The sequence below is a fragment of the Streptomyces sp. NBC_00287 genome (genome assembly GCF_036173105.1).
Lineage (GTDB): Bacteria > Actinomycetota > Actinomycetes > Streptomycetales > Streptomycetaceae > Streptomyces.
The window spans coordinates 7,417,832-7,441,892 of the sequence record NZ_CP108053.1; the positions used below are offsets into that span (position 1 = coordinate 7,417,832).

The 24,061-nt window shown below is 71.6% G+C and carries 19 protein-coding genes; 11 read left to right on the plus strand and 8 right to left on the minus strand.

The genetic code is table 11. The annotated features are described in order from the left end of the window. Positions 1 to 54 precede the first annotated feature (54 nt). From OHT76_RS33700 to OHT76_RS33720, 5 genes are all read left to right on the plus strand, one after another. Entirely contained in the window at positions 55 to 1,374 is a 1,320-nt protein-coding gene (locus OHT76_RS33700) for a radical SAM protein (protein WP_328874629.1), read from the plus strand. A 195-nt stretch (positions 1,375 to 1,569) separates the two neighbouring features. Continuing rightward, the gene (locus OHT76_RS33705) at positions 1,570 to 3,066 is read left to right on the plus strand and encodes a cellulose-binding domain-containing protein (RefSeq protein ID WP_328874630.1); all 1,497 of its coding nucleotides are present in this window, start codon (positions 1,570 to 1,572) and stop codon (positions 3,064 to 3,066) included. 199 nt (positions 3,067 to 3,265) lie between these two features. After that, positions 3,266 to 4,357 carry a ribosome small subunit-dependent GTPase A gene (gene rsgA, locus OHT76_RS33710; protein WP_328874631.1) on the plus strand — a complete coding sequence of 364 codons (1,092 nt, stop codon included), beginning with the start codon at positions 3,266 to 3,268 and terminating at the stop codon, positions 4,355 to 4,357. Positions 4,358 to 4,417: 60 nt separating this feature from the next. After that, positions 4,418 to 5,770, plus strand: a complete 1,353-nt coding sequence (locus OHT76_RS33715; RefSeq protein WP_328876685.1) for a DNA-3-methyladenine glycosylase 2 family protein — start codon at positions 4,418 to 4,420, stop codon at positions 5,768 to 5,770. Between the two features lie 2 nt (positions 5,771 to 5,772). Next, a complete protein-coding gene (locus OHT76_RS33720; protein ID WP_328874632.1) occupies positions 5,773 to 6,258 on the plus strand; it encodes a methylated-DNA--[protein]-cysteine S-methyltransferase in 486 nt (161 codons plus the stop codon). Here OHT76_RS33720 and OHT76_RS33725 read toward each other — a convergent pair. The 3 genes from OHT76_RS33725 to OHT76_RS33735 all read right to left on the minus strand — a co-directional run bounded on the left by OHT76_RS33725 (position 6,255) and on the right by OHT76_RS33735 (position 8,192). Next, entirely contained in the window at positions 6,255 to 6,623 is a 369-nt protein-coding gene (locus OHT76_RS33725) for a PPOX class F420-dependent oxidoreductase (RefSeq protein WP_328874633.1), read from the minus strand. The genes OHT76_RS33720 and OHT76_RS33725 overlap by 4 nt on opposite strands. A gap of 66 nt (positions 6,624 to 6,689) precedes the next feature. Then, the gene (locus tag OHT76_RS33730; protein ID WP_328874634.1) at positions 6,690 to 7,172 is read right to left on the minus strand and encodes a DUF456 domain-containing protein; all 483 of its coding nucleotides are present in this window, start codon (positions 7,170 to 7,172) and stop codon (positions 6,690 to 6,692) included. A 36-nt stretch (positions 7,173 to 7,208) separates the two neighbouring features. Next, positions 7,209 to 8,192 carry a helix-turn-helix domain-containing protein gene (locus tag OHT76_RS33735; protein ID WP_328874635.1) on the minus strand — a complete coding sequence of 328 codons (984 nt, stop codon included), beginning with the start codon at positions 8,190 to 8,192 and terminating at the stop codon, positions 7,209 to 7,211. Positions 8,193 to 8,425: 233 nt separating this feature from the next. On the opposite strand from OHT76_RS33735, the gene OHT76_RS33740 reads away from it, so the two are divergent. From OHT76_RS33740 to OHT76_RS33750, 3 genes are all read left to right on the plus strand, one after another. Continuing rightward, positions 8,426 to 12,109: a S8 family peptidase gene (locus OHT76_RS33740; RefSeq protein WP_328874636.1), complete on the plus strand. Its 3,684-nt coding sequence runs from the start codon at positions 8,426 to 8,428 to the stop codon at positions 12,107 to 12,109. Between the two features lie 152 nt (positions 12,110 to 12,261). Next, positions 12,262 to 13,476, plus strand: a complete 1,215-nt coding sequence (locus OHT76_RS33745) for a PP2C family serine/threonine-protein phosphatase (protein WP_328874637.1) — start codon at positions 12,262 to 12,264, stop codon at positions 13,474 to 13,476. Positions 13,477 to 13,553: 77 nt separating this feature from the next. Then, complete coding sequence (locus OHT76_RS33750) at positions 13,554 to 15,296, plus strand: pyruvate dehydrogenase (protein WP_328874638.1); 1,743 nt, start codon at positions 13,554 to 13,556, stop codon at positions 15,294 to 15,296. On the opposite strand, the gene OHT76_RS33755 is transcribed toward OHT76_RS33750, so the two are convergent. Then, positions 15,293 to 16,576 (minus strand): helix-turn-helix domain-containing protein, encoded by a 1,284-nt coding sequence (locus tag OHT76_RS33755; RefSeq protein WP_443049863.1) that lies wholly within the window; start codon positions 16,574 to 16,576, stop codon positions 15,293 to 15,295. The genes OHT76_RS33750 and OHT76_RS33755 overlap by 4 nt on opposite strands. Before the next feature lie 191 nt (positions 16,577 to 16,767). Here OHT76_RS33755 and OHT76_RS33760 point away from each other — a divergent pair, with 191 nt between their 5' ends. Beyond that, positions 16,768 to 17,388, plus strand: coding sequence for a hypothetical protein (locus OHT76_RS33760; RefSeq protein WP_328874640.1), 621 nt, complete (start codon positions 16,768 to 16,770; stop codon positions 17,386 to 17,388). A 312-nt stretch (positions 17,389 to 17,700) separates the two neighbouring features. After that, a complete protein-coding gene (locus OHT76_RS33765; protein WP_328876686.1) occupies positions 17,701 to 18,183 on the plus strand; it encodes an ATP-binding protein in 483 nt (160 codons plus the stop codon). Positions 18,184 to 18,263: 80 nt separating this feature from the next. On the opposite strand, the gene OHT76_RS33770 is transcribed toward OHT76_RS33765, so the two are convergent. Continuing rightward, positions 18,264 to 19,310 (minus strand): DUF2637 domain-containing protein, encoded by a 1,047-nt coding sequence (locus OHT76_RS33770; protein ID WP_328874641.1) that lies wholly within the window; start codon positions 19,308 to 19,310, stop codon positions 18,264 to 18,266. A 304-nt stretch (positions 19,311 to 19,614) separates the two neighbouring features. Continuing rightward, positions 19,615 to 20,463 (minus strand): (2Fe-2S)-binding protein, encoded by an 849-nt coding sequence (locus tag OHT76_RS33775; protein WP_328874642.1) that lies wholly within the window; start codon positions 20,461 to 20,463, stop codon positions 19,615 to 19,617. 155 nt (positions 20,464 to 20,618) lie between these two features. Here OHT76_RS33775 and OHT76_RS33780 point away from each other — a divergent pair, with 155 nt between their 5' ends. Then, complete coding sequence (locus tag OHT76_RS33780) at positions 20,619 to 21,410, plus strand: GntR family transcriptional regulator (protein ID WP_328874643.1); 792 nt, start codon at positions 20,619 to 20,621, stop codon at positions 21,408 to 21,410. 10 nt (positions 21,411 to 21,420) lie between these two features. On the opposite strand, the gene OHT76_RS33785 is transcribed toward OHT76_RS33780, so the two are convergent. Both OHT76_RS33785 and OHT76_RS33790 read right to left on the minus strand, forming a co-directional pair. Continuing rightward, a complete protein-coding gene (locus OHT76_RS33785) occupies positions 21,421 to 22,209 on the minus strand; it encodes a hypothetical protein (RefSeq protein WP_328874644.1) in 789 nt (262 codons plus the stop codon). Positions 22,210 to 22,350: 141 nt separating this feature from the next. After that, complete coding sequence (locus tag OHT76_RS33790) at positions 22,351 to 24,024, minus strand: PucR family transcriptional regulator (protein WP_328874645.1); 1,674 nt, start codon at positions 24,022 to 24,024, stop codon at positions 22,351 to 22,353. Between the last annotated feature and the right edge of the window lie 37 nt (positions 24,025 to 24,061).

Below are 24,061 nucleotides of genomic sequence, written 5' to 3' on the forward strand. Positions count from 1 at the left end.
GCAGGCAGGGGCATACCGTGAGGAGTCGAACGCCTGAGCCGGGAGGAGACACGGATGGGCAGCCGTACCGCGCTGGTCGAGGATCTGATGGAGCGCTTTCCGCATGTGCCGCGGGAGGCCGTCTTCAAGGAGGACCTGCTCCGGGGCGGTGTCGCCTTCGACCCGTCCGCGCTGAGCGACAACGAGTCCGGCGAGGTCAAGCCGAAGTCGTACTTCATCTTCTCCTTCGATCACGGCACCCTGCCGGAGCTCGGCGAGGCCGCGCTGCGGCGGCCCCCGGAGGAGATCATCCTGACCGGTGGGCCGTACGATCTGCGCCGCACCGTGGTCTCCGTGCGCGTGAACCCGTCCTCGCCCTACCGCGTGGCCGCCGACGAGCACGGCGTGCTCGGCCTCTACCTGGACGGCAAGCGGATCTCCGACGTCGGCGTCCCGCCGATGCCCGAGTACTACCGGCACACCCTCGCCAGCGGGAAGTCCGTCATGGAGGTCGCCCCGACCATCCAGTGGGGCTATCTGATCTACCTCACCGTCTTCCGCGTCTGCCAGTACTTCGGCGCCAAGGAGGAGTGCCAGTACTGCGACATCAACCACAACTGGCGCCAGCACAAGGCCGCCGGACGGCCGTACACCGGTGTGAAGGACGTCGAGGAGGTCCTCGAAGCCCTGGAGATCATCGACCGGTACGACACGCAGAAGGCGTCCACCGCGTACACGTTGACGGGCGGTGCGATCACGTCGAAGGTGGCGGGCCGCGACGAGGCCGACTTCTACGGCCACTACGCCAAGGCCATCGAGGAGCGCTTCCCGGGGCGGTGGATCGGCAAGGTCGTGGCCCAGGCACTGCCGCGCGACGATGTGCAGCGCTTCAAGGACTACGGCGTGCAGATCTACCACCCCAACTATGAGGTGTGGGACGAGTACCTCTTCAAGATGTACTGCCCGGGCAAGGAGCGCTACGTCGGCCGCGACGAGTGGCACAAGCGGATCCTGGACTCCGCGGAGATCTTCGGCGCGCGCAATGTGATCCCCAACTTCGTCGCGGGCGTGGAGATGGCCGAGCCCTTCGGCTTCACGACGGTCGACGAGGCGATCGAGTCGACCACCGAGGGCCTGCGCTTCTTCATGTCGCACGGCATCACGCCCCGCTTCACCACCTGGTGCCCGGAGCCCACGACCCCGCTCGGCAAGGCCAATCCGCAGGGCGCGCCGCTGGAGTACCACATCCGGCTGCTGCAGGCCTATCGTCAGACGATGGAGGACTTCGGGCTCTCCTCGCCTCCCGGCTACGGCCCGCCCGGGCCCGGCCGCGCGGTGTTCTCGGTCAGCTCCTTCATGGACAGCCTGCCCGCGGAGCAGCCGACCGCCGTGTGACATGAGTTGAGCAAGGGGCGCCCGGTATCCGTACCACTCGACGGAGTCGAGGGGGCGGACGGGCGCCCGTGGCATTTGAATAGCGCGCTTGTCAGTTGTGTCGAAGACGTGAAAGGCTCGTGTTCTGCCGCGAGGTTCCCCCCAACTCCATTGCCAATATGGTGAGTTGACCTCGCTCGTGGATGCAGGAGACCCATGCCCGACCTGCCGACCCCCCAGGACGCCACCGAGGCCGCGCTGTTCTCCGAGTGCTGGGACGCCGTGCTCTCGTACGCCGACCTGTGCACGGCCGGTTCGACCGCGGCCACCGAACTGGCCACGGAGGCGTTCTCGACCGGCATGCGCGAGGCCCGCGCCGCCGACTCGCACGGCACCCGGTACGCCGGCCGCCGCCCGCCCCGACTGCCCCGGATACCGCTGCTGTTGACCGCCGTACGCACCACCGCCGCCGACTGGGAAGTCACCGGCCGGGGCAACCGGCTCGCCCCCGATCTGCGCCTGTGGCTCAACTCCGACCAGGCCGCACGCTACGCCGGACCGCCACAGGGCCGCCCGCTCGCACTGCGCGGACTGCGCGACATGCAGCAGCCCGACGCCGAACTGCTGTGGCTGGCCGAGGTGGAGGCGCTGCCGCTGTCCACGGTGGCCCGCCGGCTCGGCCTGGACCCGGCCACCGTCTCCGACGAACTGGTCCAGGTGCGGGGCCTGTTCAGGGACCGCTGCCACCGCAACCACCTCGACGCGCCGAAGGCACCCGAATGCCGTGGCTACGTCCGGCTGCTCGACGCGGTGACCCGCTCACCCGTCGCCGACACCCCCGACGACCTCTCCCACCACCTCGCCCGCTGCGTGGACTGCGCCGAGGCCGCCGCCTGTCTGCGACTGCACGGCGTCGGACTGCCCGCCGCCCTCGCCGGCGGAGTCATCGGCTGGGGCGGACTCGCCTACCTGGAGCGCCGCCGGCGCGCCGCCGAGGTCCGCCTGGGCCCCGGACGCCCTTCGGCCTCGCCCTTGGACGGCCCCGACCCCGACCCCGCCGCGCAGAAGGCGAAGGCGGTACGGAGTGGGCTGATCGTGGCCGCCGTGCTGGTGTCGCTGCTGGCGCTCGCCGTGTCGATGATGCCGTTCGGCGGTTCCGGCTCCGGCGACGATTCGGCGGCGGGTGACTCCGGGGACCGTCAGCCGGTGGCGGACATCCCCGGACCGACGCTCGAACCGTCGGGGGAGGACGTGTCCGTACGCCCGTCCGCCACGAAGCCGTCCGCCGAGCGCCCTGAACCCACCCCGGAGAGCAAGGACGCCGATCCGGAGCCGCAGGGCACGTCCTCCACCACCGCGGGCAGCGGCGGCGAGGCGGACCCCGAGACCAGCTCGCCCGCGTCCTGCCGGGTCCGCTACGACCTGGTCAACCAGTGGCCCGACGGCTTCCAGGCCACCGTCACCGTCACCACCGAACAACCCCTGGAAACCTGGCGCGTCGCCTGGTCCTTCCGCGACGGCCAGCACGTCGGCCAGATGTGGGACGCGAGCTTCACCCAGAACGACTCCCGGGTCACGGCGACCGCCGCCGACTACAACAAGGCGGTCCCCGCCGACGGCACCCTGAGCTTCGGCTTCATCGCCTCCTGGCAGGGCAAGAACTCCCCGGCGCACGACTTCGCGCTGAACGGGCGGGAGTGCCGTACAAGCTGACGTAATTCGGTTGACGGGCCCGAGGGGGCCCCGGATACCGTGTGGTCGTTCGTTCCGAGCGTGCTGTGGAGGAGGTGTCGACCGATGGCTGTCATTGCGATGAGCGCTGCCCGCAAGCAGGAATCCATCAAGTCCACCTCCGTGGCCGCCGGCTGAACCCGACTTCCGTCGCCGGGGCCGCCCTTGTGAAGGGTCACCCTTGACTTCCACTTCTGTGTTCTCCGCCCTCGCTCCCTACGGCTGGGACGACGCCTGGGCGGAGGAGTTCCTCCCCTACGACGCCGAAGGGCTGCTGCCCGGCCGCGTCATCCGTGTCGACCGCGGGCAGTGCGACGTCGTCACCGCCGACGGGGTGCTGCGCGCCGACACCGCCTTCGTCACCCCGAACGACCCGATGCGGGTCGTGTGCACCGGTGACTGGGTCGCGGTCGAACCCGCGGGCAACCCGCGCTACGTACGGACGTATCTGCCGCGCCGTACCGCCTTTGTACGCTCCACCTCCTCCCAGCGGTCCGAGGGGCAGATCCTCGCGGCCAACGTCGACCACGCCGTCGTCGCCGTGTCGCTCGCCGTCGAACTCGACCTCGGACGGATCGAACGCTTCCTGGCGCTCGCCTGGGAATCGGGCGCGCAGCCCGTGGTCGTGCTCACCAAGGCGGATCTCGTGCCGGACGCGGTGACGCTCTCGCATCTCGTGGAGGACGTCGAGACGACGGCGCCCGGTGTGCCGGTGCTGACGGTCAGCGCCCATCTCGAGGAGGGGCTCGATGTTCTCTCCGCGGTCGTCGGGGGCGGTACGTCCGTGCTGCTCGGGCAGTCCGGCGCGGGCAAGTCGACCCTCGCGAACGCGTTGCTCGGCGCGGAGGTCATGGACGTACAGGCCATCCGTGACGTCGACGGCAAGGGGCGGCACACGACCACCACGCGGAATCTGCTGGCGCTGCCGGGCGGGGGTGTCCTGATCGACACACCCGGTCTGCGGGGCGTCGGGCTGTGGGACGCGGGGACCGGCGTCGGGCAGGTCTTCTCGGAGATCGAAGAGCTGTCCGCGCGCTGCCGCTTCCACGACTGCGCCCACGAGGCCGAGCCGGGGTGCGCGGTCCTCGCCGCGATCGACTCCGGGGAACTGCCCGAGCGGCGGCTCGACAGCTATCGGAAGCTGATGCGCGAGAACCAGCGCATCGTCGCCAAGACGGACGCCCGGCTGCGGGCCGAGATCAGGAAGGACTGGAAGCGGAAGGGGGCGCAGGGGAGAGCGGCGATGGAGGCGAAGCGCAACGGCTGGCGGTAGGGCTCGCTGTCCGAATCCCGCTAGCACCAGTTCTCGGCGTCGTCGAGACTGGATGGCGTGATGGACGAAGACAGCAGGTACGAAGCCGTGCGCAGCCGGGACGCCCGGTTCGACGGGGAGTTCTTCTTCGCCGTCGAGACCACCGGGATCTACTGCCGCCCCAGCTGCCCGGCCGTCACGCCGAAGCGGCGCAACGTCCACTTCTTCGCGACGGCCGCCGCCGCGCAGGGCTCGGGATTCCGGGCCTGCCGGCGGTGCCGTCCCGACGCCGTGCCCGGGTCCGCGGAGTGGAATGTGCGGGCCGATGTCGTGGGCCGGGCCATGCGGCTGATCGGCGACGGTGTCGTCGACCGGGAGGGCGTCACCGGCCTCGCCGACCGGCTGGGCTACAGCGCCAGGCAGGTCCAGCGCCAGCTCACCGCCGAGCTCGGCGCCGGGCCCGTCGCCCTTGCCCGGGCCCAGCGCTCGCACACCGCACGGGTCCTGCTCCAGACCACGGAGCTGCCGGTCACCCATATCGCCTTCGCGTCCGGGTTCGCCAGCGTGCGCCAGTTCAACGACACGATCCGCACCGTGTACGCCTCGACACCGAGCGAGCTGCGCGCCGCCGCACCCCGCTCCCGCCGTACGGCCACCCCGACGGCCGGCGTCCCGCTCCGGCTCGCCTACCGGGGCCCGTACGCCTCCGCCGCCGTCTTCGACGTACTGGAGGCCGAGGCCGTCCCCGGCGTCGAGGAGGTGAGCGGCCCGGCCGGGCGCCGCACCTACCGGCGCACCCTGCGGCTGCCGTACGGCAGTGGGATCGCCGCCGTCGAGGAGCGGCCGTGCGGGTGGCTCGACGCCCGGCTCCACCTCACCGACCTGCGGGATCTGACCACTGCTGTGCAGCGGCTGCGACGGCTGTTCGACCTGGACGCCGACCCCTACGCCGTCGACGAGCGGCTCGGCGCCGACGTCCGGCTCGGCCCGCTGGTCGCCGCACGCCCGGGGCTCCGGTCGCCCGGTGCCGCCGACCCCGAGGAACTCGCCGTACGGGCGCTGGTGGGGCCCGTCGGTGCCGAGCGGCTGGTGCGGCGGTACGGCAAGGCCCTGGACGCGCCCTGCGGGAGCCTCACCCACCTCTTCCCGGAACCGGCCGTCCTCGCCGAGGCCGAGCCGCACGGCACCCTGGGCGCGCTCACCGCCGCCCTCGCCGACGGCGCCGTACGCCTGGACCCGGGCGCCGACCGGGACGACGCCGAACAGGCACTGCTCGCCCTGCCCGGGCTGGATGCCCGTACCGTCGCCGTCGTGCGCACCCGCGCCCTCGGCGACCCGGATGTCGCGCCGCCCGGCGTCGACGTCCCCGACAGCTGGCGCCCCTGGCGCTCATACGCCCTGCAACACCTGCGCGCAGCAGGGGAGTTGGAGTAATCGTGACCATCCACTGGACTTCCCTCGACAGCCCCGTCGGTCGGCTTCTGCTCACCGCCGACCCGGAGACCGGCGCCCTGACCTCGCTGTCCGTGCCCGGGCAGAAGGGCGGCCGCAGTGTCCAGGACGGCTGGCGGCACGAGCCCGGCGCCTTCCGGGACGCCGAGGAGCAGCTCGCCGCCTACTTCGCCGGGGAGCTGAAGGAGTTCCGGCTGCCGCTGCGCGCCGAGGGCACCGAGTTCCGCGAGAAGGTGTGGAACGCCCTCGACACCGTGCCCTTCGGCGCGACCACCACGTACGGCGAGATCGCCGCGCGAATCGGTGCCTCCCGGGCCGCCGTCCGGGCGGTCGGCGGCGCGATCGGCGCCAATCCGCTGCTGATCGTCCGCCCCTGCCACCGAGTGATCGGCGCGGACGGCGCCCTCGCCGGCTATGCGGGCGGCCTGGAACGCAAGACGACCCTGCTGACGCTCGAAGGGGCCCTCTAGTCCTCCAGCCCCCAGCTGTGGATCCACGTGGGACGGATGCGGATCGTCTCCTCGCTGAAGTGCGGGCCCAGCTCGTTCGGGCCCGTCAGCAGCTCCGCCTCACCCCGGATCTCGACCCCCCGCACCTTCCACGGCCGCACACTGACCTGATCGTCGACGACCAGCGCGACCTTCGGGTTCTTCTGGAGATTGCGCCACTTCTTGGTGGTGCCCATCGCGCGGCCGCCGATGAGGATCGTGCCGTCGTCCTGCGGGAAGAAGCCGACCGGGTTGGCCTGCGGCTGTCCGTTCGGGTCGACGGTGGCCAGCCGTCCCAGCCGCTGCGTCTTCAGATACGCGCGCTCGGCCTCGCTGAATTCGCTCATGCGGCCAGCCAAGCACGGCCGCCCGTTCCCCACATCGGATACGCGCCGTAGGTCCCCGGCCCTACGTCACCCCCAGATCACCACGCCCAACCACGCCGCCGCGATCAGCTGGCAGGTGAACAGCTCCGCCAGCACGCTGGAGCCGCCCGAGTGCATCGCCGTGCGCAGGGCCGCCCTTGCCTGCGCGTGCCGGCCGAGGCGGAGGCGTTCCTCCAGGTAGATGCCGGCCATGAAACCGGGGATCGCGCCGACCACGGGTATCAGGAAGAAGCCCAGAAACGACCCCACACCGGCGTACACACCCATCCGGCGGGTGGCGCCGCTCGCGCGCAGCCGTCGCGGCGGCAGGGCCCAGCGGACCACCTGGGAGAGGAACAGCGCGACCGTCGCCCCGACGAGCAGCCACCAGGCCTCGGCGCGAGGATCCTTCAGCGCCCACCACATGACCGCGGCCCACACCAGCCAGGACCCCGGTACGCCGGGCACCAGTACTCCGCACAGGCCGAGCAGGATGACCATCCCGACCAGCAGGAGATCCCACACTCCCATCTGACCAGAGTGCCGGAGCCCGGATGAACCCGCAGATCAGCGCTCGCGAGCCACCCAGCCGCGCTCATATGCGTGCCAACCGAGCTGGAGCCGGGTCGTCACGCCGGTCAGCTCCATCAGCCGCTTCACCCGGCGCTGCACGGTCCGCAGCCCCAGGTCGAGCTGTTTGGCCACGCTCGCGTCGGTCAGCCCGGCCAGCAGCAGGGAGAGGACCTCCAGGTCGGTGGCGTCGGGCCCGTCCGGTTCCTGCTCGCTCACCCCGGACGTCCCGAGCTTCAACGGCAGCGCGTCCCGCCACACCGACTCGAAGAGCCCGGAGATCAGCTCCAGCAGCCCGCTCGCGTGCACGACCAGCGCTGCCGGTTCCGCGGTGTGCGAGACGAGCGGCACCAGGGCGAGCGTGCCGTCGGCGACCACCAGCTTGGTCGGCACCCGGTCCACCACCCGCACCTGCTCGTCCCGGCCGAGCGCGGCGGCCAGCTCGCTGATCCCGTGCGGCAGGTCGAACACCGAGCGCTCGACGACGACCCGGTAGCGCACCCCGCGGTCGGCGGCCCGCTCCTCGGCATCGTTGTCCATCCCGGACACCACGACCGGATTGCCGGTGACCAGGGCGCACACCTCCTGGCTCGCGCCGAGCTGGATCTGCAGAAAGCGCTGGGCGACCGCGTCCGCGCCGATCACCACCTCCACCAGATCGTGTACGGCGGGTTCGGTGGCGCTCGCCCGGTACTCCTCGGCGAGCAGCGCGGCCGCCAGTTCCGCCTTCTCCAGCTCGTGCCGCTGCTGGGCGAGCAGCGCCCCGAGCGCCACCCCGGGCGGCGCCGCGACCCAGCGCCCCGGGCGCGCCGAGGACTGGGCGGCGAGCCCGTGCCGCTCCAGCCGGCGCAGGGCGCGCTCGGTGTCCCCTTCGCCGAGCGTCAGCCGCCGCGCGAGATCGGAGACGTCCGCCGCGCCGACCGACACCAGCGCCCTGTACGCCGACTCGTGCGTCTCGTCCAGACCTATCGCTGCCAGCATCGCTCTCCCAGCTCTTCCGGCTCTGCCAGATCCCGCAAGGAGCTCCATGGCGGGAAACGGCCACGGCGGAAAACCGCCTCGGCACATCATCGCCGTACCGCCCGCCCCTCTGCCAAGGTGACGCCACCGCAGCATCAACCACCGCCCGCAATGCCCGACTTGGGCCTAAGCGACCCCGCTTTGGCCTGCGCGTTTCGCGTCCGGGTGCGCGGCAGCACCGGAAGAAGGCGACCTTGGGGAGAGCGATACCGAGGACGGTTCTCGGGGCGGCGACCGCCGCCGTCCTGGCCGTCACGACAGCCGTACCCACGCACGCGGCCGACGACGGGCCCACCGCGCCGACCGGCAGCCGGGCCGCCTCCGGGGCGGGGTCCGTCGTCACCCTCGTCACCGGCGACCGGGTCCTCGTCACGAAGGACGGGGCCGTTGCCCTGCCGGACAGCGACGGCCGGACCCCCTTCACCCAGACCCGCCAGTCGGGCGACGACCTGTACGTCTACCCCGAGAGCGCCGTCGAGGCCCTCGCCGCGGGCCGGGTCGACGAGGAACTGTTCAATGTCACCGGCCTGGTCCGCCAGGGCTACGACGACGCGCACCGCGACACGCTTCCGCTGATCGCCACCTACGAAGGCGCCGTGCCGCGCTCCGCCCCGCGCGGCGCCGAACGCGGCCTCGCCCTCGACGCCATCGACGGCGTCGCCCTGGAGGCCGACAAGGACAAGGCCGCCGATTTCTGGGCCGAGGTCACCAAGTCCCGCGGCCCGGTGGAGAAGCTGTGGCTCGACGCCAAGGTCGAGGCCACGCTGGACCGTTCGACGCGGCAGGTGAACGCTCCCGAGGCCTGGGCCGCCGGTTACGACGGCGAGGGCACCAAGGTCGCCGTCCTGGACACCGGTGTGGACGCCGAACACCCCGATCTCAAGGGCCGGATCGCCGCGTCGAAGAACTTCACCGACGCCGAGGACGCGGCCGATCGCGACGGCCACGGCACCCACACCACCTCCACCGTCGGCGGCACGGGCGCGGCGAGCGACGGCAGGAAGAAGGGCGTCGCGCCCGGCGCTGAGCTGCTCAACGGCAAGGTCCTCAACGACTACGGCTACGGCGAGACCTCCTGGATCATCGCCGGTATGCAGTGGGCGGTCGACGAGGGCGCCGACGTGGTCTCCATGAGCCTCGGCAACCCCGCCCGCACCGACTGCTCCGACCCGATGGCCCAGGCGGCCGAGGAACTCGCGAAGCAGAGCGAGAACACCCTCTTCGTCATCGCCGCGGGCAACACCGGACCCGGCAACAACACGGTCTCGTCCCCGGGTTGCGCCCCCAGCGTGCTCACCGTCGGCGCCGTCGACCGCGACGACTCCACGGCCTCCTTCTCCAGCCGCGGCCCCGTCTACGGCGCCCACACCCTCAAGCCCGAGATCACCGCCCCGGGCGTCGGCATCTCCGCCGCCAACGCGGGCGGACGGGGTGTCTACGCGTACCAATCCATGAGCGGTACGTCGATGGCGACCCCGCATGTCGCGGGCGCGGCCGCCATCGTTAAGCAACGGCGTCCCGACTGGAGCGCGGAGCGGATCAAGGCGGCCCTCGTCTCCTCCGCCGAGACCGGCATCCCCGGCGACGTTCGCGAGACCGGCGGCGGACGCCTGGACGTGCGGGCCGCCACGGAACAGACGGTCCTGGGCGCACCCGCCGTGCAGGCCGGCACCTTCAACTGGCCGCAGGACGCGAGCGACCGCACGACGGTCACCGTCCCCTACACCAACACCTCCGACGAGCCGGTGAAGTTGAGACTCTCGGTGACCGGCGTCACCGGCAACGACGGCTCCGCCGTTCGCTCGCCGCTCGCCCGCCTCACCGACCGGACGGTCACCGTCCCGGCCGGCGGTACCGCCGAGGTCCCGCTGACGATCGACCCGACGGCGACCCTCGCGCGCGCCCAGTACGGCGACCTCACCGGCCGGGTGCTCGCCACGGCCGACGGGGTGAGCGTCTCCACACCGTTCTCGCTGTACGTCCAGCCCGAGACGGTGACCCTGCGCGTCAAGCTGATCGACCGGCTCGGCAAACCCGCCGACGGCTCCTCGTCACTCGACCTGATCGGCACCGACGACGCGAGCGGGGAGCGCCGCTTCAACGAGGGCGCCACGGACCAGACGTACCGCGTCCGCCCCGGCAGCTACTTCCTCTCCTCCTTCATCACGACCCCCGAAGGGACGCTGGTCAACTCCCTTGCCTACATGGCCCGTCCGCAGATCGAGGTACGCGACGACACGACCGTCGTCCTCGACGCGCGCAAGGCGCACCGGCTCGCCGTCGACACCGACAAACCGTCCGAGGTCCGCAGCGCCACCCTCGGGTTCGCCCGTAGCTGGGACGACACCTGGCTGCACGCGGGCACGGCGGCGGGCGGCCGGACGGTGGGCGGCTACTACGCCTCGGTCGCCGGGCAGGCACGCGACGGCGACTTCGAGTTCGACAGCTTCTGGCGTGCTGCGGCTCCGCAGATCACCGAACTCGCCGTCATCGGCGGCCAGTCGCTGCACCCGACCACGGCCCACCTCGGCTCGGCCAACCTCGACGGCACCGGACAGGCGGCCCTCGTGGACGCCAAGTCCGGTACGGCGGAGGAACTTTCGGGCGCGAAGGGGAAGATCGCGCTCGTTCATCTGCCGGACGGTGAAGGCGCCTCGGCGGTCGCGACGCGAGCAAAGACAGCCGGCGCCTTGGCCCTCCTCGTGTACCGCGACGCACCCGGCCGCTGGTACCCGTCGGTCGGCTTCGTGGGCGGCCCGCTGCCCGTACTCGCGGTGCCCACCGAGGAGGCGGCGGCCCTGCTCACGGCAGGGGATGTGCAACTGCGCTGGAAGGCCACCGCCAAGAGCCCGTACGTCTACAGCCTCGCCTTCCCGGAGAGCGGCCCGATCCAGTCCGACCGCACCTATCGGGTGCGGGACACCCAACTGGCGGCGACCAGGGCGACGTACAACTCGATGGCGGGCACCGACACCGACCACCTCGATCTGGAGTCCCTGACCCGTCCGAACGGACTTGCCGCCTACTTCGGCCAGTTGGACACCGTCCCCGCGCCCTTCACCCGCACCGAGTACCACACGCCCGGCGACACCGTCTGGCGGCAGGACGTCTCCAGCAGCTTCCCCTGGGGCGAGTCCATGGTGGATCCGGCGCGCACCTACAAGAAGGGCGAGCACAGCGCCGAGGAGTGGTACGGCGGGATCCTCACGCCGGTCACCCCACTCGACGACAGCGGACGGCAGGCGCTCGCCGCCGAACGCCAGGGCGACCTGATCGGCGTCGCACCCGGGTTCTGGGGCGACAACGAGCACCAGGGAATCCAGGGCAGCTTCGGTGACATCGGTGGGATGGCGCTGAAGCGGAACGGGGAGTTGATCGGCGAAAGCCCGTATCCGTTCGGGGTGTTCGAGGTTCCGGCGGAGGAGGCGTCGTACGAACTGACCCTGAACACGGCGAAGTTCGGCCAGCCGGCGAGGGTGTGGAAGCGTTCGACGACCACATCGACGACATGGTCCTTCCGCTCGGAGCTCGACGAGGACGTGTACTCGCAGGGCATCCCGCTGCTGTTCCCGCGCTACGAGGTGCCGGAGGACGGGCTCAAGACGCTTCCGGCGGAGGACGGCCAGCGCGTATCCGTGACAGCGACGGGCCACGCGGGATATGAGCCCGGTGAGTTGACCGAGGCGCGGTTCTCCTGGTCGTACGACGAGGGAGCGACCTGGACCGAGGCGCGGACCGTCCGGCGCGACGGTGGGTGGGAGGCGATCGTCGACCACAGCGGGGCGACAGGGAAGCGGGTCACACTCAGGGCGGAGTTGACCGACGCCAACGGCAACTCGGTCAGCCAGACCGTGATCCGCGCGTACGACGTGCGCTGACGGGTCACCGAGAGGTCGCCGGGCGGTTCTCCCGTGGGGGGTGGAACCGTCCGGCGGCTCGTTTCTCCGGGTATCGCATCACCGTTCGATCCGTCACCCGATTTTCGGGATGCCCCGTTTTCATACGGCCCCTGAGGTGGACAATTAGGGGCATGAGCCAGCAGGGGGGAAGGCCCACCGGTCGGGAAGACGACTGGTGGATGCAGCTGTACGACGACGGGACCGAGGACACGGGTCCTACGGGGGCACCGGATTCGCTGGACGACAGGTTCGAGTCGGCGGCGGACACGGTGAACAAGCCGAGGGCCCCCTGGGAACCTCCGCCGACCGAGCCGGCGGGCACCCTGCCGGCGCAGGCCGGCGAGCCCGACCCCATCCCACCGCCGAGCACCGAACAACCCACGCCCGTCGACTATGTAGGCTCCGGCCCCCCTACCTACGAACCCGAACCCACCGCCCTCCCACCCGCGGACCCCGACGACCTGGACGACCTCGTCGCGGACACCGTCCTCGACGGTGCCCACTACGGGGCCTGCACCCTCCGCGCCGCCTCCGTCCGAGGCGACTCCGCCCGCTACCGGGGCGAACCCCGACGCGACTCACTGCTCACCGCCCGCTTCGGCACCGGCGACACCGCCCTCGTCCTCGTCGCCATGGCCACCGGCGCCCGCGCCACCCCCGGCGCCCACCGCGCCGCCGCGGAGGCCTGCCACTGGATCGGCAGGGCCGTCGGCCGCAGTCATGCACGGCTGGCCGAGGACATTCGGGCAGCGAGGCGCGGCGACCTCAAATCCGGCCTGCACCGCCTCACCGACCGCAGCCTCGGCAAACTCCGCGCCAGCGCCGCCGAACAGGGCGTCGACCCGGAGGAGTACGCGGCCACCCTGCGCTGCCTCCTCCTGCCCGCCGACCCCGACTGCCGTACCCGCGTCTTCTTCGGCGTCGGCGCCGGAGGTCTGTTCCGCCTGCGGGACGGCGAGTGGCAGGACATCGAACCGCGGGTCATGGACGTCGTCGGCGAGGCCGTCGTAGGGTTCGGCTCGCTGCCCTCCGAGACCCCCGAGGGCGACCGGCTCACCATGGACCTGGGCATCCCGAAGCCCCCGAGCCCGTACGAGCCCGCCCCGGAACCACCCCGAGAACCGTTCCGCTTCCGTGCCTCGGTCGCTCGTCCGGGTGACACGCTCCTGATGTGCACAGGCGGCCTCGCCGAACCCCTGCGCGGCGAGGCCGAACTCGCCCGCCACCTGACCGACCGATGGTCCGACCCCACCCCACCGGGCCTCGCCGCATTCCTCGCCGACACCCAGGTCCGGGTGAAGGGCTACGCCGACGACCGTACGGCCGCCGCCGTCTGGGAGGTCTGACCGAGCGAACCGCGCGGCCCTGTGCCTCCAATGGAACCCAGAGGGATCGAAGGAGACCGAAGGGGCACAGCGCAGCCATGGCCAAGCAGAACGTCGCGGAGCAGTTCGTCGACATCCTCGTCCGCGCCGGAGTCGAGCGCCTCTACGGCGTCGTCGGCGACAGCCTCAACCCCGTCGTGGACGCCGTACGCCGTAACTCCGGCATCGACTGGGTGCATGTGCGGCACGAGGAGACCGCCGCCTTCGCCGCCGGCGCGGAGGCCCAGATCACCGGGAAGCTGACCGCCTGCGCGGGCTCCTGCGGCCCCGGCAACCTCCACCTCATCAACGGCCTCTACGACGCCCACCGCTCCATGGCCCCCGTCCTCGCCCTCGCCTCGCACATCCCCTCCAGCGAGATCGGCCTCGGCTACTTCCAGGAGACACACCCGGACCAGCTGTTCCGCGAGTGCAGCCACTACAGCGAGCTGATCTCCAGCCCGCAGCAGATGCCCCGCCTGCTCCAGACCGCCATCCAGCACGCGGTCGGCCGCTCCGGCGTCAGCGTGGTCTCCCTCCCCGGCGACATCGCCGACCGGCCGGCCCCCGACAAGCCCCTCGAGACCGCCCTGGTCACCTCCCGCCCCACGGTCCGCCCCGGCGACGCCGAGATCGACCAGCTCGTCCGGATGATCGACGCCGCCGACAAGGTCACCCTGTTCTGCGGCAGCGGCACGGCGGGCGCGCACGCGGAGGTCATGGAGTTCGCGGAGAAGATCAAGTCTCCGGTGGGACATGCGCTGAGGGGGAAGGAACACATCCAGTACGACAACAAGTTCGATGTCGGCATGAGCGGTCTCCTCGGCTACGGCGCCGCCTACGAGGCCACCCACGAATGCGATCTGCTGATCCTGCTCGGCACCGACTTCCCGTACAACGCCTTCCTGCCCCACGACGTCAAGATCGCCCAGGTCGACGTCCGGCCCGAACACCTCGGCCGCCGCTCCAAGTTGGACCTCGCCGTGTGGGGCGATGTGCGCGAGACCCTGCGCTGTCTCATCCCGCGGGTGCGGACCAAGGAGAACCGGCGTTTCCTCGACAAGATGCTCAAGAAGCACGCCGACGCGCTGGAGGGAGTCGTCAAGGCGTACACCAGGAAGGTCGAGAAGCACGTCCCGATCCACCCCGAGTACGTCGCCGCGGTCCTGGACGAACTCGCCGACGACGACGCCGTGTTCACGGTCGATACCGGGATGTGCAATGTCTGGGCCGCCCGCTACATCACCCCGAACGGCCGCCGCCGGGTCATCGGCTCCTTCTCCCACGGCTCGATGGCGAACGCGCTGCCCATGGCGATCGGCGCCCAGTTCACCGACCGCCGCCGCCAGGTGGTGTCGATGTCAGGAGACGGCGGATTCGCCATGCTGATGGGCGACTTCCTCACGCTGGTGCAGCACGATCTGCCGGTGAAGGTGGTCCTGTTCAACAACTCCTCGCTGAGCATGGTCGAGTTGGAGATGCTGGTCGCCGGACTGCCCTCCTACGGCACCGAGAACAAGAACCCCGACTTCGCCGCCGTCGCCCAGGCCTGCGGCGCCTACGGCGTACGCGTGGAGAAGCCCAAGCAGCTCGCCGGCGCCCTCAAGGACGCCTTCAAGCACAAGGGCCCGGCCCTCGTCGACATCGTCACCGACCCCAACGCCCTGTCCATCCCACCGAAGATCAGCGCCGAGATGGTCACCGGCTTCGCCCTGTCCGCCTCGAAGATCGTCCTCGACGGCGGAGTGGGCCGCATGCTCCAGATGGCCCGCTCCAACCTCCGTAACGTGCCCCGCCCTTAGGAGACGTACGGCCCCCACTCCCGCGCGGACGTGTCGTACGCATACCGGGGCAGACCCTTGATGCCCGTCGTGCGGATCGGGCGGCCCTGGTCGTCGATGCGGACCGTGCCGGTGCGGCCCTGGGAGGACCAGTCGAGTTCGAGGTACCAGCGGCAGTCGCAGTTCTCGGTGCGCGCCGTGACGAGCAGGACCTCGGGGTCCTCGGCGGAGACCCGGTACGGCAGCCGCATGGCCGGGATCGTGGTGCCCGAATCATTGCCGTCGACCGGGCGGGCGATCGGCCGGTCCTTGTCCAGGTCGACATCGAAGTAGCGCGGGCTCACGGCCCCGCCGCAACCGTTGTCCATGGCATACGAGTTGCCCTCGAGGGGCGCCGCGCGGCCGACCACCCGGACCCGCAGGGCCTCCAGGACCACGGCCGTGGACGTCCGCCCCTGCACCGAGATCCGCACCATCGTCTCCCGCCCGTGCACCGCGCCCTCGGCTCCGGCCCAGGCCCTGGCGTCCTGCGGGGCCGGAGGCGGCGTGACCTGCGCGGGCGGCTTGCCGATGACGTAGTCGTGACCGCACCCCTGCGACCAGACATGGGAGTCGGCGGTCCAGGTGAGCGGCACCTCGTCTGTGGGCTCGTCGCCCTTCGCGGGCGGGGCGCCGGAGCTCTTCTCGGGGGCGGGCCGCGAGGGCTTTGCCGTACCGCTTCCGGAAGGGGACGGTGCGGTCGTCGTGGGGGTCGGGGACGGGCTCTTCGTCGCGCCGGGTGCGGTCGCACGGGGCTCGGCCCCACCCTGCGCCCGGTCGCCGCCGGTGTCGCCCCGGTCGGAGTCCAGGGCCGTGAGCGTGCCCAGGGTGGCGAGGAGCACTGAGGCCACGGCCGCGGCGACCGTGATCCGTCGGCGGCGGTACCAGGGGCGGCCCGATGGGGTGGGTTCCGGTTCCGGTGTCGCGTCCTCGGGTTCCTCCGGAGGGGCCTCCGGTGCCGCCGCGCCCCGGGGCCGCTGCCGCGCCGCCACCGCGAGCAGCCAGCGCCGGTGCAGCTCCATCCGTTCCTCCGCCGACGCCCCGCACAGCGCGGCGAAGCGCTCCACCGGGGCGAAGTCCTGGGGGACCGCGTCACCGGCGCAGTAGCGGTGCAGCGTGGAGGTGTTCATGCCGAGCCGGCGGGCCAGCGAGCCGTAACTGCGATCGGTCCGCTCCTTGAACTGCCGTAGCAGTGCGGCGAACTCCTCGACCTCGTCCTGTGCCGACACCCTTCCCCCGTGTTCTCCCGCCCGGGACGGCATCCCAGGCACCCCATATACCTGCACGTCAGACGGGATGGGATGGTTCCACCGCGGTGGAAGCGGCGTCCCCTGTTGCATCCGGGTCCTGTGACCGCTGATGCTCTTGGTGTCGCACCGACGACCGTGGGACCGACCAGCCCACGGCGCGGTGACGACGACCCACACCCACACTCGATCCACGGGGGACACCCATGCCCAAGCGCACCCGAGCAGGCGCGGTCACCGTACTCGCCGTCGCAGGCCTCACCGTCGGCGCGGCCCTCACCGTACCGGCCGGAGCCGCTCCGAGCGCGGCGAGCGCGCCCCGCTTCCTGGCCGCCTCCCAACTCCCGCCGCACCCCTCGTCCACCTGGACCGCCGGCAAGGTCACCGACGGCGTCCCGGACGAGATGCGGTTCTGCCTGGAGAAGGCGCTGCTCGCCTACGACTCCCGGTACCGCCCCTTCCACACGGACCTGGACGCCACCGCCCGGCAGTTGACGATCGTCGTCGGCACCGCAGCCAAGGCCAAGGCCCTGGCGAGCAGTCTCAACAAGGAGTTCAAGTCCTGCGCCGGGCGTATCGAGGCCGCCGACCCGGAGATCGAGGCCACGTACAAGTCGTACGGCTCGCTGCCCGTCGAGGAGGGCGCCCGCGTGCACGGTCTGCACACCGAGACCTCGTGGGGCGCAACCGACATCCGGCTGCTCTCCGTGGGCCGGGACGGCAGGACCGTCACGGTCGTGGACTGGTCGCAGATGGGCGACTTCTCGGACGCTCCGGTGTCCGCCTTCAAGAAGACCACCACCAAGGCGGTCAACAAGCTCTACTGACCACAGCACCGCCGGGGGGCCACGGGGCCGCCCTCTCGCCACGGGGGTCGGGAGGGCGGCCCCGCGCCGGTCGCATACGGCCGGATCGGCAGCCGGGAGTGGACAGTTCGGCCGATGTGGTCTCATCCCGTACCACCCCAAAAGCTCTGCTTCCGCCCGCCCGTGCCCGGGCGTTCACCCCGGTGCGGCCCTTTCGTGGCCGAACGCCCGGTCGTTGACAATTCGACATGACTGTCACGTGCCCGACGGGGCATGGTTCCCGTGAACGTGTTCGAGCAGGAGGGGAACGACATCGGCACGCGGGCGGGGGTCATGAAGAGGCAGGCACGAGGGGGCGGTCCCATCGCGATCGGGGCCTTCTCGACGGACACGGTGGAGGACAAGGCGGACGGCGTCGCGGAGCGGGCGCCGACGGGCCGACTCAGGCGCAGACTCGGGCGCGCCGACCTCAGGGCGGTGCCCGAGGCGCGCAGGGAACTGAGGGCGCTCTTACAGCACTGGGGCAGGCCCGGACGATCCGAGATAGCGGAGCTGCTGACCAGCGAACTCGTCACCAACGCCTTGGTCCACACCGACCACGACGCGGTCCTGACCGCCACCGTGGGACCGAGTGGACTACGGGTGGAGGTACGGGACTTCGTGGCCCGCAGGCCCAGAATGTGCGTACCGAACGCCGACGACGGTACGCACGGCAGGGGCCTGGTGCTGGTGGAGTCCCTGGCGGACGCCTGGGGCGTACAGCCGCACGGCGTGGGCAAGGCGGTGTGGTTCGAACTCGACCCGGAGGCCGCATGAATGGTGGGCCGCATGACGACGGGAGGGGGTACGGCCTGACGCCGTACCCCCTCCCGTGGTTCACCTGAGGAGAGCGGTTTTCAGCCGAACTGCTGCTCCAGATCCTTGAGCTTGCGCTCCAGGGAGTCCAGGCGCGGCAGTGCCATGGTGTCGTCTTCCGCGGTGAGGTCGACCACCGGGTCAGAGCCAGGGCGTACGGGCTGAAGGGAGGGCCGCGCGCGTACGGGCAGCTGCTCCGGCGATGATATGGCAGGCTCCGCGGTGACCCGGTCGGAGCCGCGCTCCACCGCCTGCACCTCGACCTCCACCTGCCGTCCGCCGCCACGGCCGACGAACCCACGGTGGCCCCGGCTGATGGCCTTCAACTGAGCGCGCTCCACGCGCTGCTGGTCGCGCCGCCGCAGTCGCTGCTCGTCCTTCTTGATCTTGTCCTCGCGCACTTCCTCGACCGCCTCGTCCAGGCTGCGCACACCCTCCAGGAGCATCAGGGACCAGGCTTTGTAGGTCTCCCGGGGGGCCCGCAGCCAGCGGACGATACGGATCTGCGGCAGCGGCCTCGGCACCAGACCCTGCTCGCGCAGGGCGGCCCGGCGGGTCTGCTTCAGCGCCCGGTCGAAGAGCACCGCAGCGGACAGGGACATGCCGGCGAAGAAGTGGGGGGCGCCGTCGTGGCCGATACCCCTGGGTGCGTGCACCCAGTTGAACCAGGCCGCGGCAGCCGCGAACGTCCACACGAGTATCCGGGAGCCGAGGGCCGCGTCACCGTGGCTGGCCTCCCGCACAGCGAGGACGGAGCAGAACATCGCCGCGCCGTCGAGGCCGAACGGCACGAGGTACTGCCAGCCGTTGTGGAGGCCGAGGTTCTGCTCACCGAATCCGACCAGGCCGTGGAACGAGAGCGCGGCGGCCACCGCCGCACAGCAGAACAGCAGCACATAAGAGGCGGTGCCGTATATGGCCTCCTTGCGCCTGCGGCGCTCTTCGCTGCGCTCCCACGAGTCGTCGGCACTCGTGTCCTTCCCCGAGGAGCGCTTTCCGCGCGTGAGCACCGCCACCGCCGCCAGCGTGCCCAGGAGCAGTACGGCGCCCGGAAGCAGCCAGTTCAGCGATATGTCGGTCAGTCTCATCTGGGGTCCCTTGCATTGGGATAGGGCGTAACGCCCGCCATAGTGGCCCAATCCCACTGGCCCTCAGGGGGTTTCGGGGCAAGAGGCCGCCAAGGAGGTGCAAGGGGATGCCCAGGGCGGCGTTCTGCTCGAACTGCCGCTTGAGGGGCGGGAGTTGAGTTCGAATAAGACTACCCGTACGGGTGGTTCCACGGAAAGTTCCCGCGACGAGTGAGGAAGTTGTGAAACGCCTGTAACCATGCGGGCGGTCCGCGGGAGTTGATCTTACGGGGGCGCGCGGGGTGCTGATGCCCGCGCGCGCGGTTCAACTCGCCGTCGCCAGCAGCTTGGTGACGCGATCCGTGTCGCAGGTGCGCGGGCAGGTGGCGCAGGTGTCCTCGGGGCGAAGTGTGTAGAACATGCAGCAGCTCACCCGGTCCCGGGTGGGCATCGGCTCGCCGTTCGGGCCGCTCAGCACGCGGAAGGCGGCGGAACCGGCGTACGGCTTGGTCGAGCCCGGCAGCAGCAGCTCCAGCTCGCGCATCGCGCGCTCCTCCTCGCCGAGGAGGCCGGCGATGTGCCAGAGGCTCTCGACGATCTCGTCGGTCGCCATGCCCCACAGGGCGCGGCCGCGGCGGCGCATCCGCGGGCCGAAACCGGCGAGCACGGGTTCGAGATGCTCGGCGACGGCGTCCCGGACCTCGGCGCGCAGGGCCTCCTCGTCGGGGACCACGCGGGCGCCGGGCAGCTCCGCCGCCGGGTCGCCGGGCAGACAGGCGAAGCCCGCGGTCGGGCGGACCGCCATCCGGCCGATGGCGAGACCGGGCGCGGTGCGGTCGTAGGAGACATGCGTCACGGGGAGGCGAGGGACGCGGCGGTGCAGAAACCAGGGGACGGTGATCAGGAGGCAGGCGGGCCAGGCGTAGCGGTGCAGGCCGAAGCTCGCGGTGACATCCGGGCGGGCCTGTTGGGCGTAGTCGCGCAGGATCTGCTCGTCGTCCCAGGCCAGGAAGGTGTCGAGGGGGGTGCCTCCGGCGGCGAGCTCGGCGGCGGAGACCCAGCCGGGGCCGGTGGGGGTGGGGTCCGTGGGACCGAGTTCGGTCACCGCGAGTGACGGGAAGACCTCGGTGAGCCGTATGTACGCGTCCGTGGTGGCCGAACGGGGCACAGGCATCCGGGACTCCCGATTCAGTGCGGTTTTCAGGTAAGCCTTACCTTACCCAAGATCGGGTGGATTTGAACTGACGGCCCGTGCGCTTATGGTGCTTGACGGACGAGTAACAACCCGCCGTAATGACCCCAAGACCGACACGTCCGGAGGAGGAGCCCGTGAACCAGGGTGCGCAGGGCTCCGCCGAGGCGCGGGCCGCCCAGATGCCGGGGACGCCGCAGGTCCGGGGCGAGGCGAGGGTGCCGGTCCAGCCCGGCGCCGCGGAGGTGGGCCGGGTCCGGGGCGAGCACACCCACAGCGAAGCGCCGATTCCGCGCCCTCGGGTGGCCGTTCAGCGTTCCTCGGTACGGGGTCAGATCCTGGACGCGCTGCGTACGGCGCTGGTGACGGGGGAGTTGACACCGGGCGAGGTGTACTCGGCCCCCGCGCTGGGTGAGCGTTTCGGCGTCTCCGCGACGCCGGTCCGTGAGGCGATGCAGCAGCTCGCCCTCGAGGGCGCCGTCGAGGTCGTACCGAACCGGGGCTTCCGGGTGGTGCGGCGCGGCGCCCGCGAACTGGCCGAGCTGGCCGAGGTTCGGGCCCTGATCGAGGTCCCGGTGATCCTGCGCCTGGCAAGGACGGTCCCGGCGGAACGCTGGGCCGACCTGCGCCCGCTGGCGGAAGCGACGGTACGGGCGGCCTCCAGCGGCTGCCGAGCGACCTACGCCGAAGCGGACCGAGCCTTCCACACGGCGGTCCTGTCCCTCGCGGGCAACGAACAACTGGCCCACATCGCCGAGGACTTGCACCGCCGCTCCCAGTGGCCGCTGGTCGGCACCCAACCCGGCCGCGCCCGCGCGGACCTGATCGCGGACGCGGCCGAACACGCGGCGCTGCTGGATGCGTTGATCGCCCGGGACCTGGACGTGGTTCGGGTATTGGTGGGCGAGCACTTCGCAGGGGCCTCGTAGGCCCCTCAGGTCAAGCCGTCGCCGCCCCCGTAGCCGGCGGCCCCTGTGCCAACTGCCGGGCCAGCCATGTCGGTACGCCGCCCAGCAGGCGGAACAGGCGGCGTGCTTCCTCCCGTAGGCGCGAGGCCTCCGGCTCCGGTTCCGTGTCCGCCAAAGACGCCAGCGCCGGAGCCGTGCCAACCAGGTAGCCCAACTCCTCCCTGATCCGCAGGGATTCGGAGAAGCCGTGCCGGGCCTCCGCCAACTCGCCGTCCCGCAAGGCCAGTCCCGCCAGATGGCGCCAGGTGAAGGACAGCAGCAGCGGATCCGCCTGCGCCGTCGCCGCCGCGTGCGCCCGGCGGTAAGCCGCCCGTGCCGCCTGCGGCGAGTGCGCCAGGTTCTCCGCCAGCAGACCCCGCCGATAGTCCAGCAGCGCCCGCCCCGGCGCCCCCGGAGGGATCAGCGCCGCCGCCCGCCCCAGCGCCGCCCGCGCCTCGTCCGCCCGGTCTCGGACCGTGTGCAGCGTGGCCGCATAGGCAAGTTGCCCGCGTTCACAAGCGGCCGCCCCCCGCTCCTCGTCGCTGTGCGCCACGGCCTCCGCCGTACGCAGCGCGTCCTCCGCGTCCTCCCAGCCCTGCTCGGTGTACAGACACCGTTCCACCAGCAGCGACGCCCGTTGGAGGGAGGCCGCCGGGGTCTCGGGCCGCAGCAGGGCCGCCGCGTCGGCCCAGCATGCCCGTGAGCGCAGCCGCCATACCGCGGTCTGGAGTGGATCGTCACCGGCGGTCGTTCCGTTACCAGACATGGCGGTATGCGCCACGTTGCCCTCCCCGAGCACGCCTTTGAGCTTTGAGTGGTGGCCGCATTTCAGCATCTGCGGACCATGCAGGCCAAGGGGTGTAGGTGAAGGATTTCACAAAGTCGTGGGACAGCGGCCCCGATCGGGCCCGCCCGCGTGACCTCAGCTCATCCGCAACGCCAGGAAGAAATCGAGCTTGTCCTCGAGTCGGGACAGGTCCCGGCTCGTCAACTGCTCGATTCTGCCCACCCGGTAGCGCAGTGTGTTGACGTGGAGATGGAGCCGGGTCGCACAGCGGGTCCAGGAGCCGTCACAGTCCAGGAACGCCTCCAGGGTGGGGATCAGCTCGGCCCGGTGGCGGCGGTCGTAGTCGCGCAGGGGGTCCAGCAGACGGGCCGTGAAGGCCCGGCGTACGTCGTCCGGGACGAACGGCAGCAGCAGGACGTGCGAGGCCAGCTCCTGGTGGCCCGCCGCGCACACGCGGCCGGGGCGCGCCGCCGCCACTCTGCGGGCGTGTCTCGCCTCCTCCAGCGCCCCGCGCAGGCCCTCCGCGGAGTGGACGGCCGCGCTGACGCCGAGGGTGACCCGGCCGTCGTCGTCGAGCCCTGCCGAGAGCGGGTCCCGTACCGACTCCAGGAGATGGTCGGCGAGGATGCCCTCCTCCGAGCCGTCGTGCTCGGAGGAGACGGCGGGCAGCGGGACCAGCGCGATGGCCTCGTCGCCGGTGTGCGCCACCGCGATACGGTCCGAGGGCTCGGGGCCCATGGCCAGGGGGTCGACCAGGATCTCCTCCAGCAGCGACTGGGCCACCGGACCGCACTCCACCTCGCCGCCCTCCCACTCGACGCGGGCCACGACGACCTGCCAGTGCGGGGCCGCCCCCAGACCGGGCAGCAGGACCGGGGCGGCCACCCTCAGACGGGCGGCGATCTCGGCGGGCGCGGCGCCCGTCTGGACCAGCTCCAGGACCTCCTGGGCCAGCCGGCGGCGCACCGTGCGGGCCGCGTCCCGGCGGTCCCGCTCGACCGCGATCAGCTGGGTGACGCCCTGGAGCAGGTCCAGCCGCTCCTCGGGCCAGTCCCCGGCGTCCGCCTCCACGGCCAGCAGCCAGTCCGACAGCACTGTCTCGCGCACATCGCGCGAGGCCTGCGGGGAGCGGCCGGTGCTGCGGATCGGGAAGAGCGAGTACGGCGTCGCGTCGAGCGTGAACCGGTGCGGGCCGCGCCGACCGGTGCGGGCCGCGGCCAGGTGCTCGGCGGCGAGCTTGGCGCACATATCGGCGGGCAGGACCGGGCCGCCCACCTTCGACCCGGCGATCAGCCGTCCGGTGGGGGAGAGCACCCAGGCACGCAGATCCAGGTCCGAGCCCAGGAGATCGAGGACGACATCCGGGCCGCCCCCCGCCGGGCCCGAGGTCATCATGCGGCGGTGCCGGTCCACGACCGCCGCGAGGTCCCCCGCGCGCTCGCCGGAGACCTGCCGTACGACATGCTCGGTGATCGTCGCGAAGGCCACCGACTCATGCACGGCGAACAGCGGCAGACGGTGCCGGGCGCAGGCCAGGACCAGGTCCTCGGGGACATCGCCCAGCTCGGCCTCACCGGCCGCGAGGGCGGCCACCCCGGCCTGCGCGAGGATCCGTACGAACGGCTCCGAGTCGTCGGCGTCCCGGCGCCAGGCCAGGCCCGTGAGCACCAGCTCGCCGCCCGACAGATAGCGGCTGGGGTCCCGCAGATCCGTGGTCATCACGCCGCGGACGGTGCGGTCGAGCTCCTCTTCGCCGCCGAGCAGCTTGAGGCCCAGCGCGTCCGTGTCGAGCAGTGCGCGCAGCCGCATTCTTGTCGCCGCCGTTCTTTGTCTCGAAATCTACGAT

Excerpts from the sequence above, each read along its gene's own strand:
- OHT76_RS33775 (WP_328874642.1), bottom strand. The coding sequence starts at position 20,463 with ATGCCTGTGCCCCGTTCGGCCACCACGGACGCGTACATACGGCTCACC.
- OHT76_RS33750 (WP_328874638.1), top strand. The coding sequence starts at position 13,554 with ATGGCCAAGCAGAACGTCGCGGAGCAGTTCGTCGACATCCTCGTCCGC.
- OHT76_RS33755 (WP_443049863.1), bottom strand. The coding sequence starts at position 16,576 with ATGCCGTCCCGGGCGGGAGAACACGGGGGAAGGGTGTCGGCACAGGAC.
- OHT76_RS33715 (WP_328876685.1), top strand. The coding sequence starts at position 4,418 with ATGGACGAAGACAGCAGGTACGAAGCCGTGCGCAGCCGGGACGCCCGG.
- OHT76_RS33735 (WP_328874635.1), bottom strand. The coding sequence starts at position 8,192 with ATGCTGGCAGCGATAGGTCTGGACGAGACGCACGAGTCGGCGTACAGG.
- OHT76_RS33705 (WP_328874630.1), top strand. The coding sequence starts at position 1,570 with ATGCCCGACCTGCCGACCCCCCAGGACGCCACCGAGGCCGCGCTGTTC.
- OHT76_RS33730 (WP_328874634.1), bottom strand. The coding sequence starts at position 7,172 with ATGGGAGTGTGGGATCTCCTGCTGGTCGGGATGGTCATCCTGCTCGGC.
- OHT76_RS33770 (WP_328874641.1), bottom strand. The coding sequence starts at position 19,310 with ATGAGACTGACCGACATATCGCTGAACTGGCTGCTTCCGGGCGCCGTA.
- OHT76_RS33700 (WP_328874629.1), top strand. The coding sequence starts at position 55 with ATGGGCAGCCGTACCGCGCTGGTCGAGGATCTGATGGAGCGCTTTCCG.
- OHT76_RS33745 (WP_328874637.1), top strand. The coding sequence starts at position 12,262 with ATGAGCCAGCAGGGGGGAAGGCCCACCGGTCGGGAAGACGACTGGTGG.
- OHT76_RS33760 (WP_328874640.1), top strand. The coding sequence starts at position 16,768 with ATGCCCAAGCGCACCCGAGCAGGCGCGGTCACCGTACTCGCCGTCGCA.
- OHT76_RS33790 (WP_328874645.1), bottom strand. The coding sequence starts at position 24,024 with ATGCGGCTGCGCGCACTGCTCGACACGGACGCGCTGGGCCTCAAGCTG.
- OHT76_RS33765 (WP_328876686.1), top strand. The coding sequence starts at position 17,701 with ATGAAGAGGCAGGCACGAGGGGGCGGTCCCATCGCGATCGGGGCCTTC.
- OHT76_RS33725 (WP_328874633.1), bottom strand. The coding sequence starts at position 6,623 with ATGAGCGAATTCAGCGAGGCCGAGCGCGCGTATCTGAAGACGCAGCGG.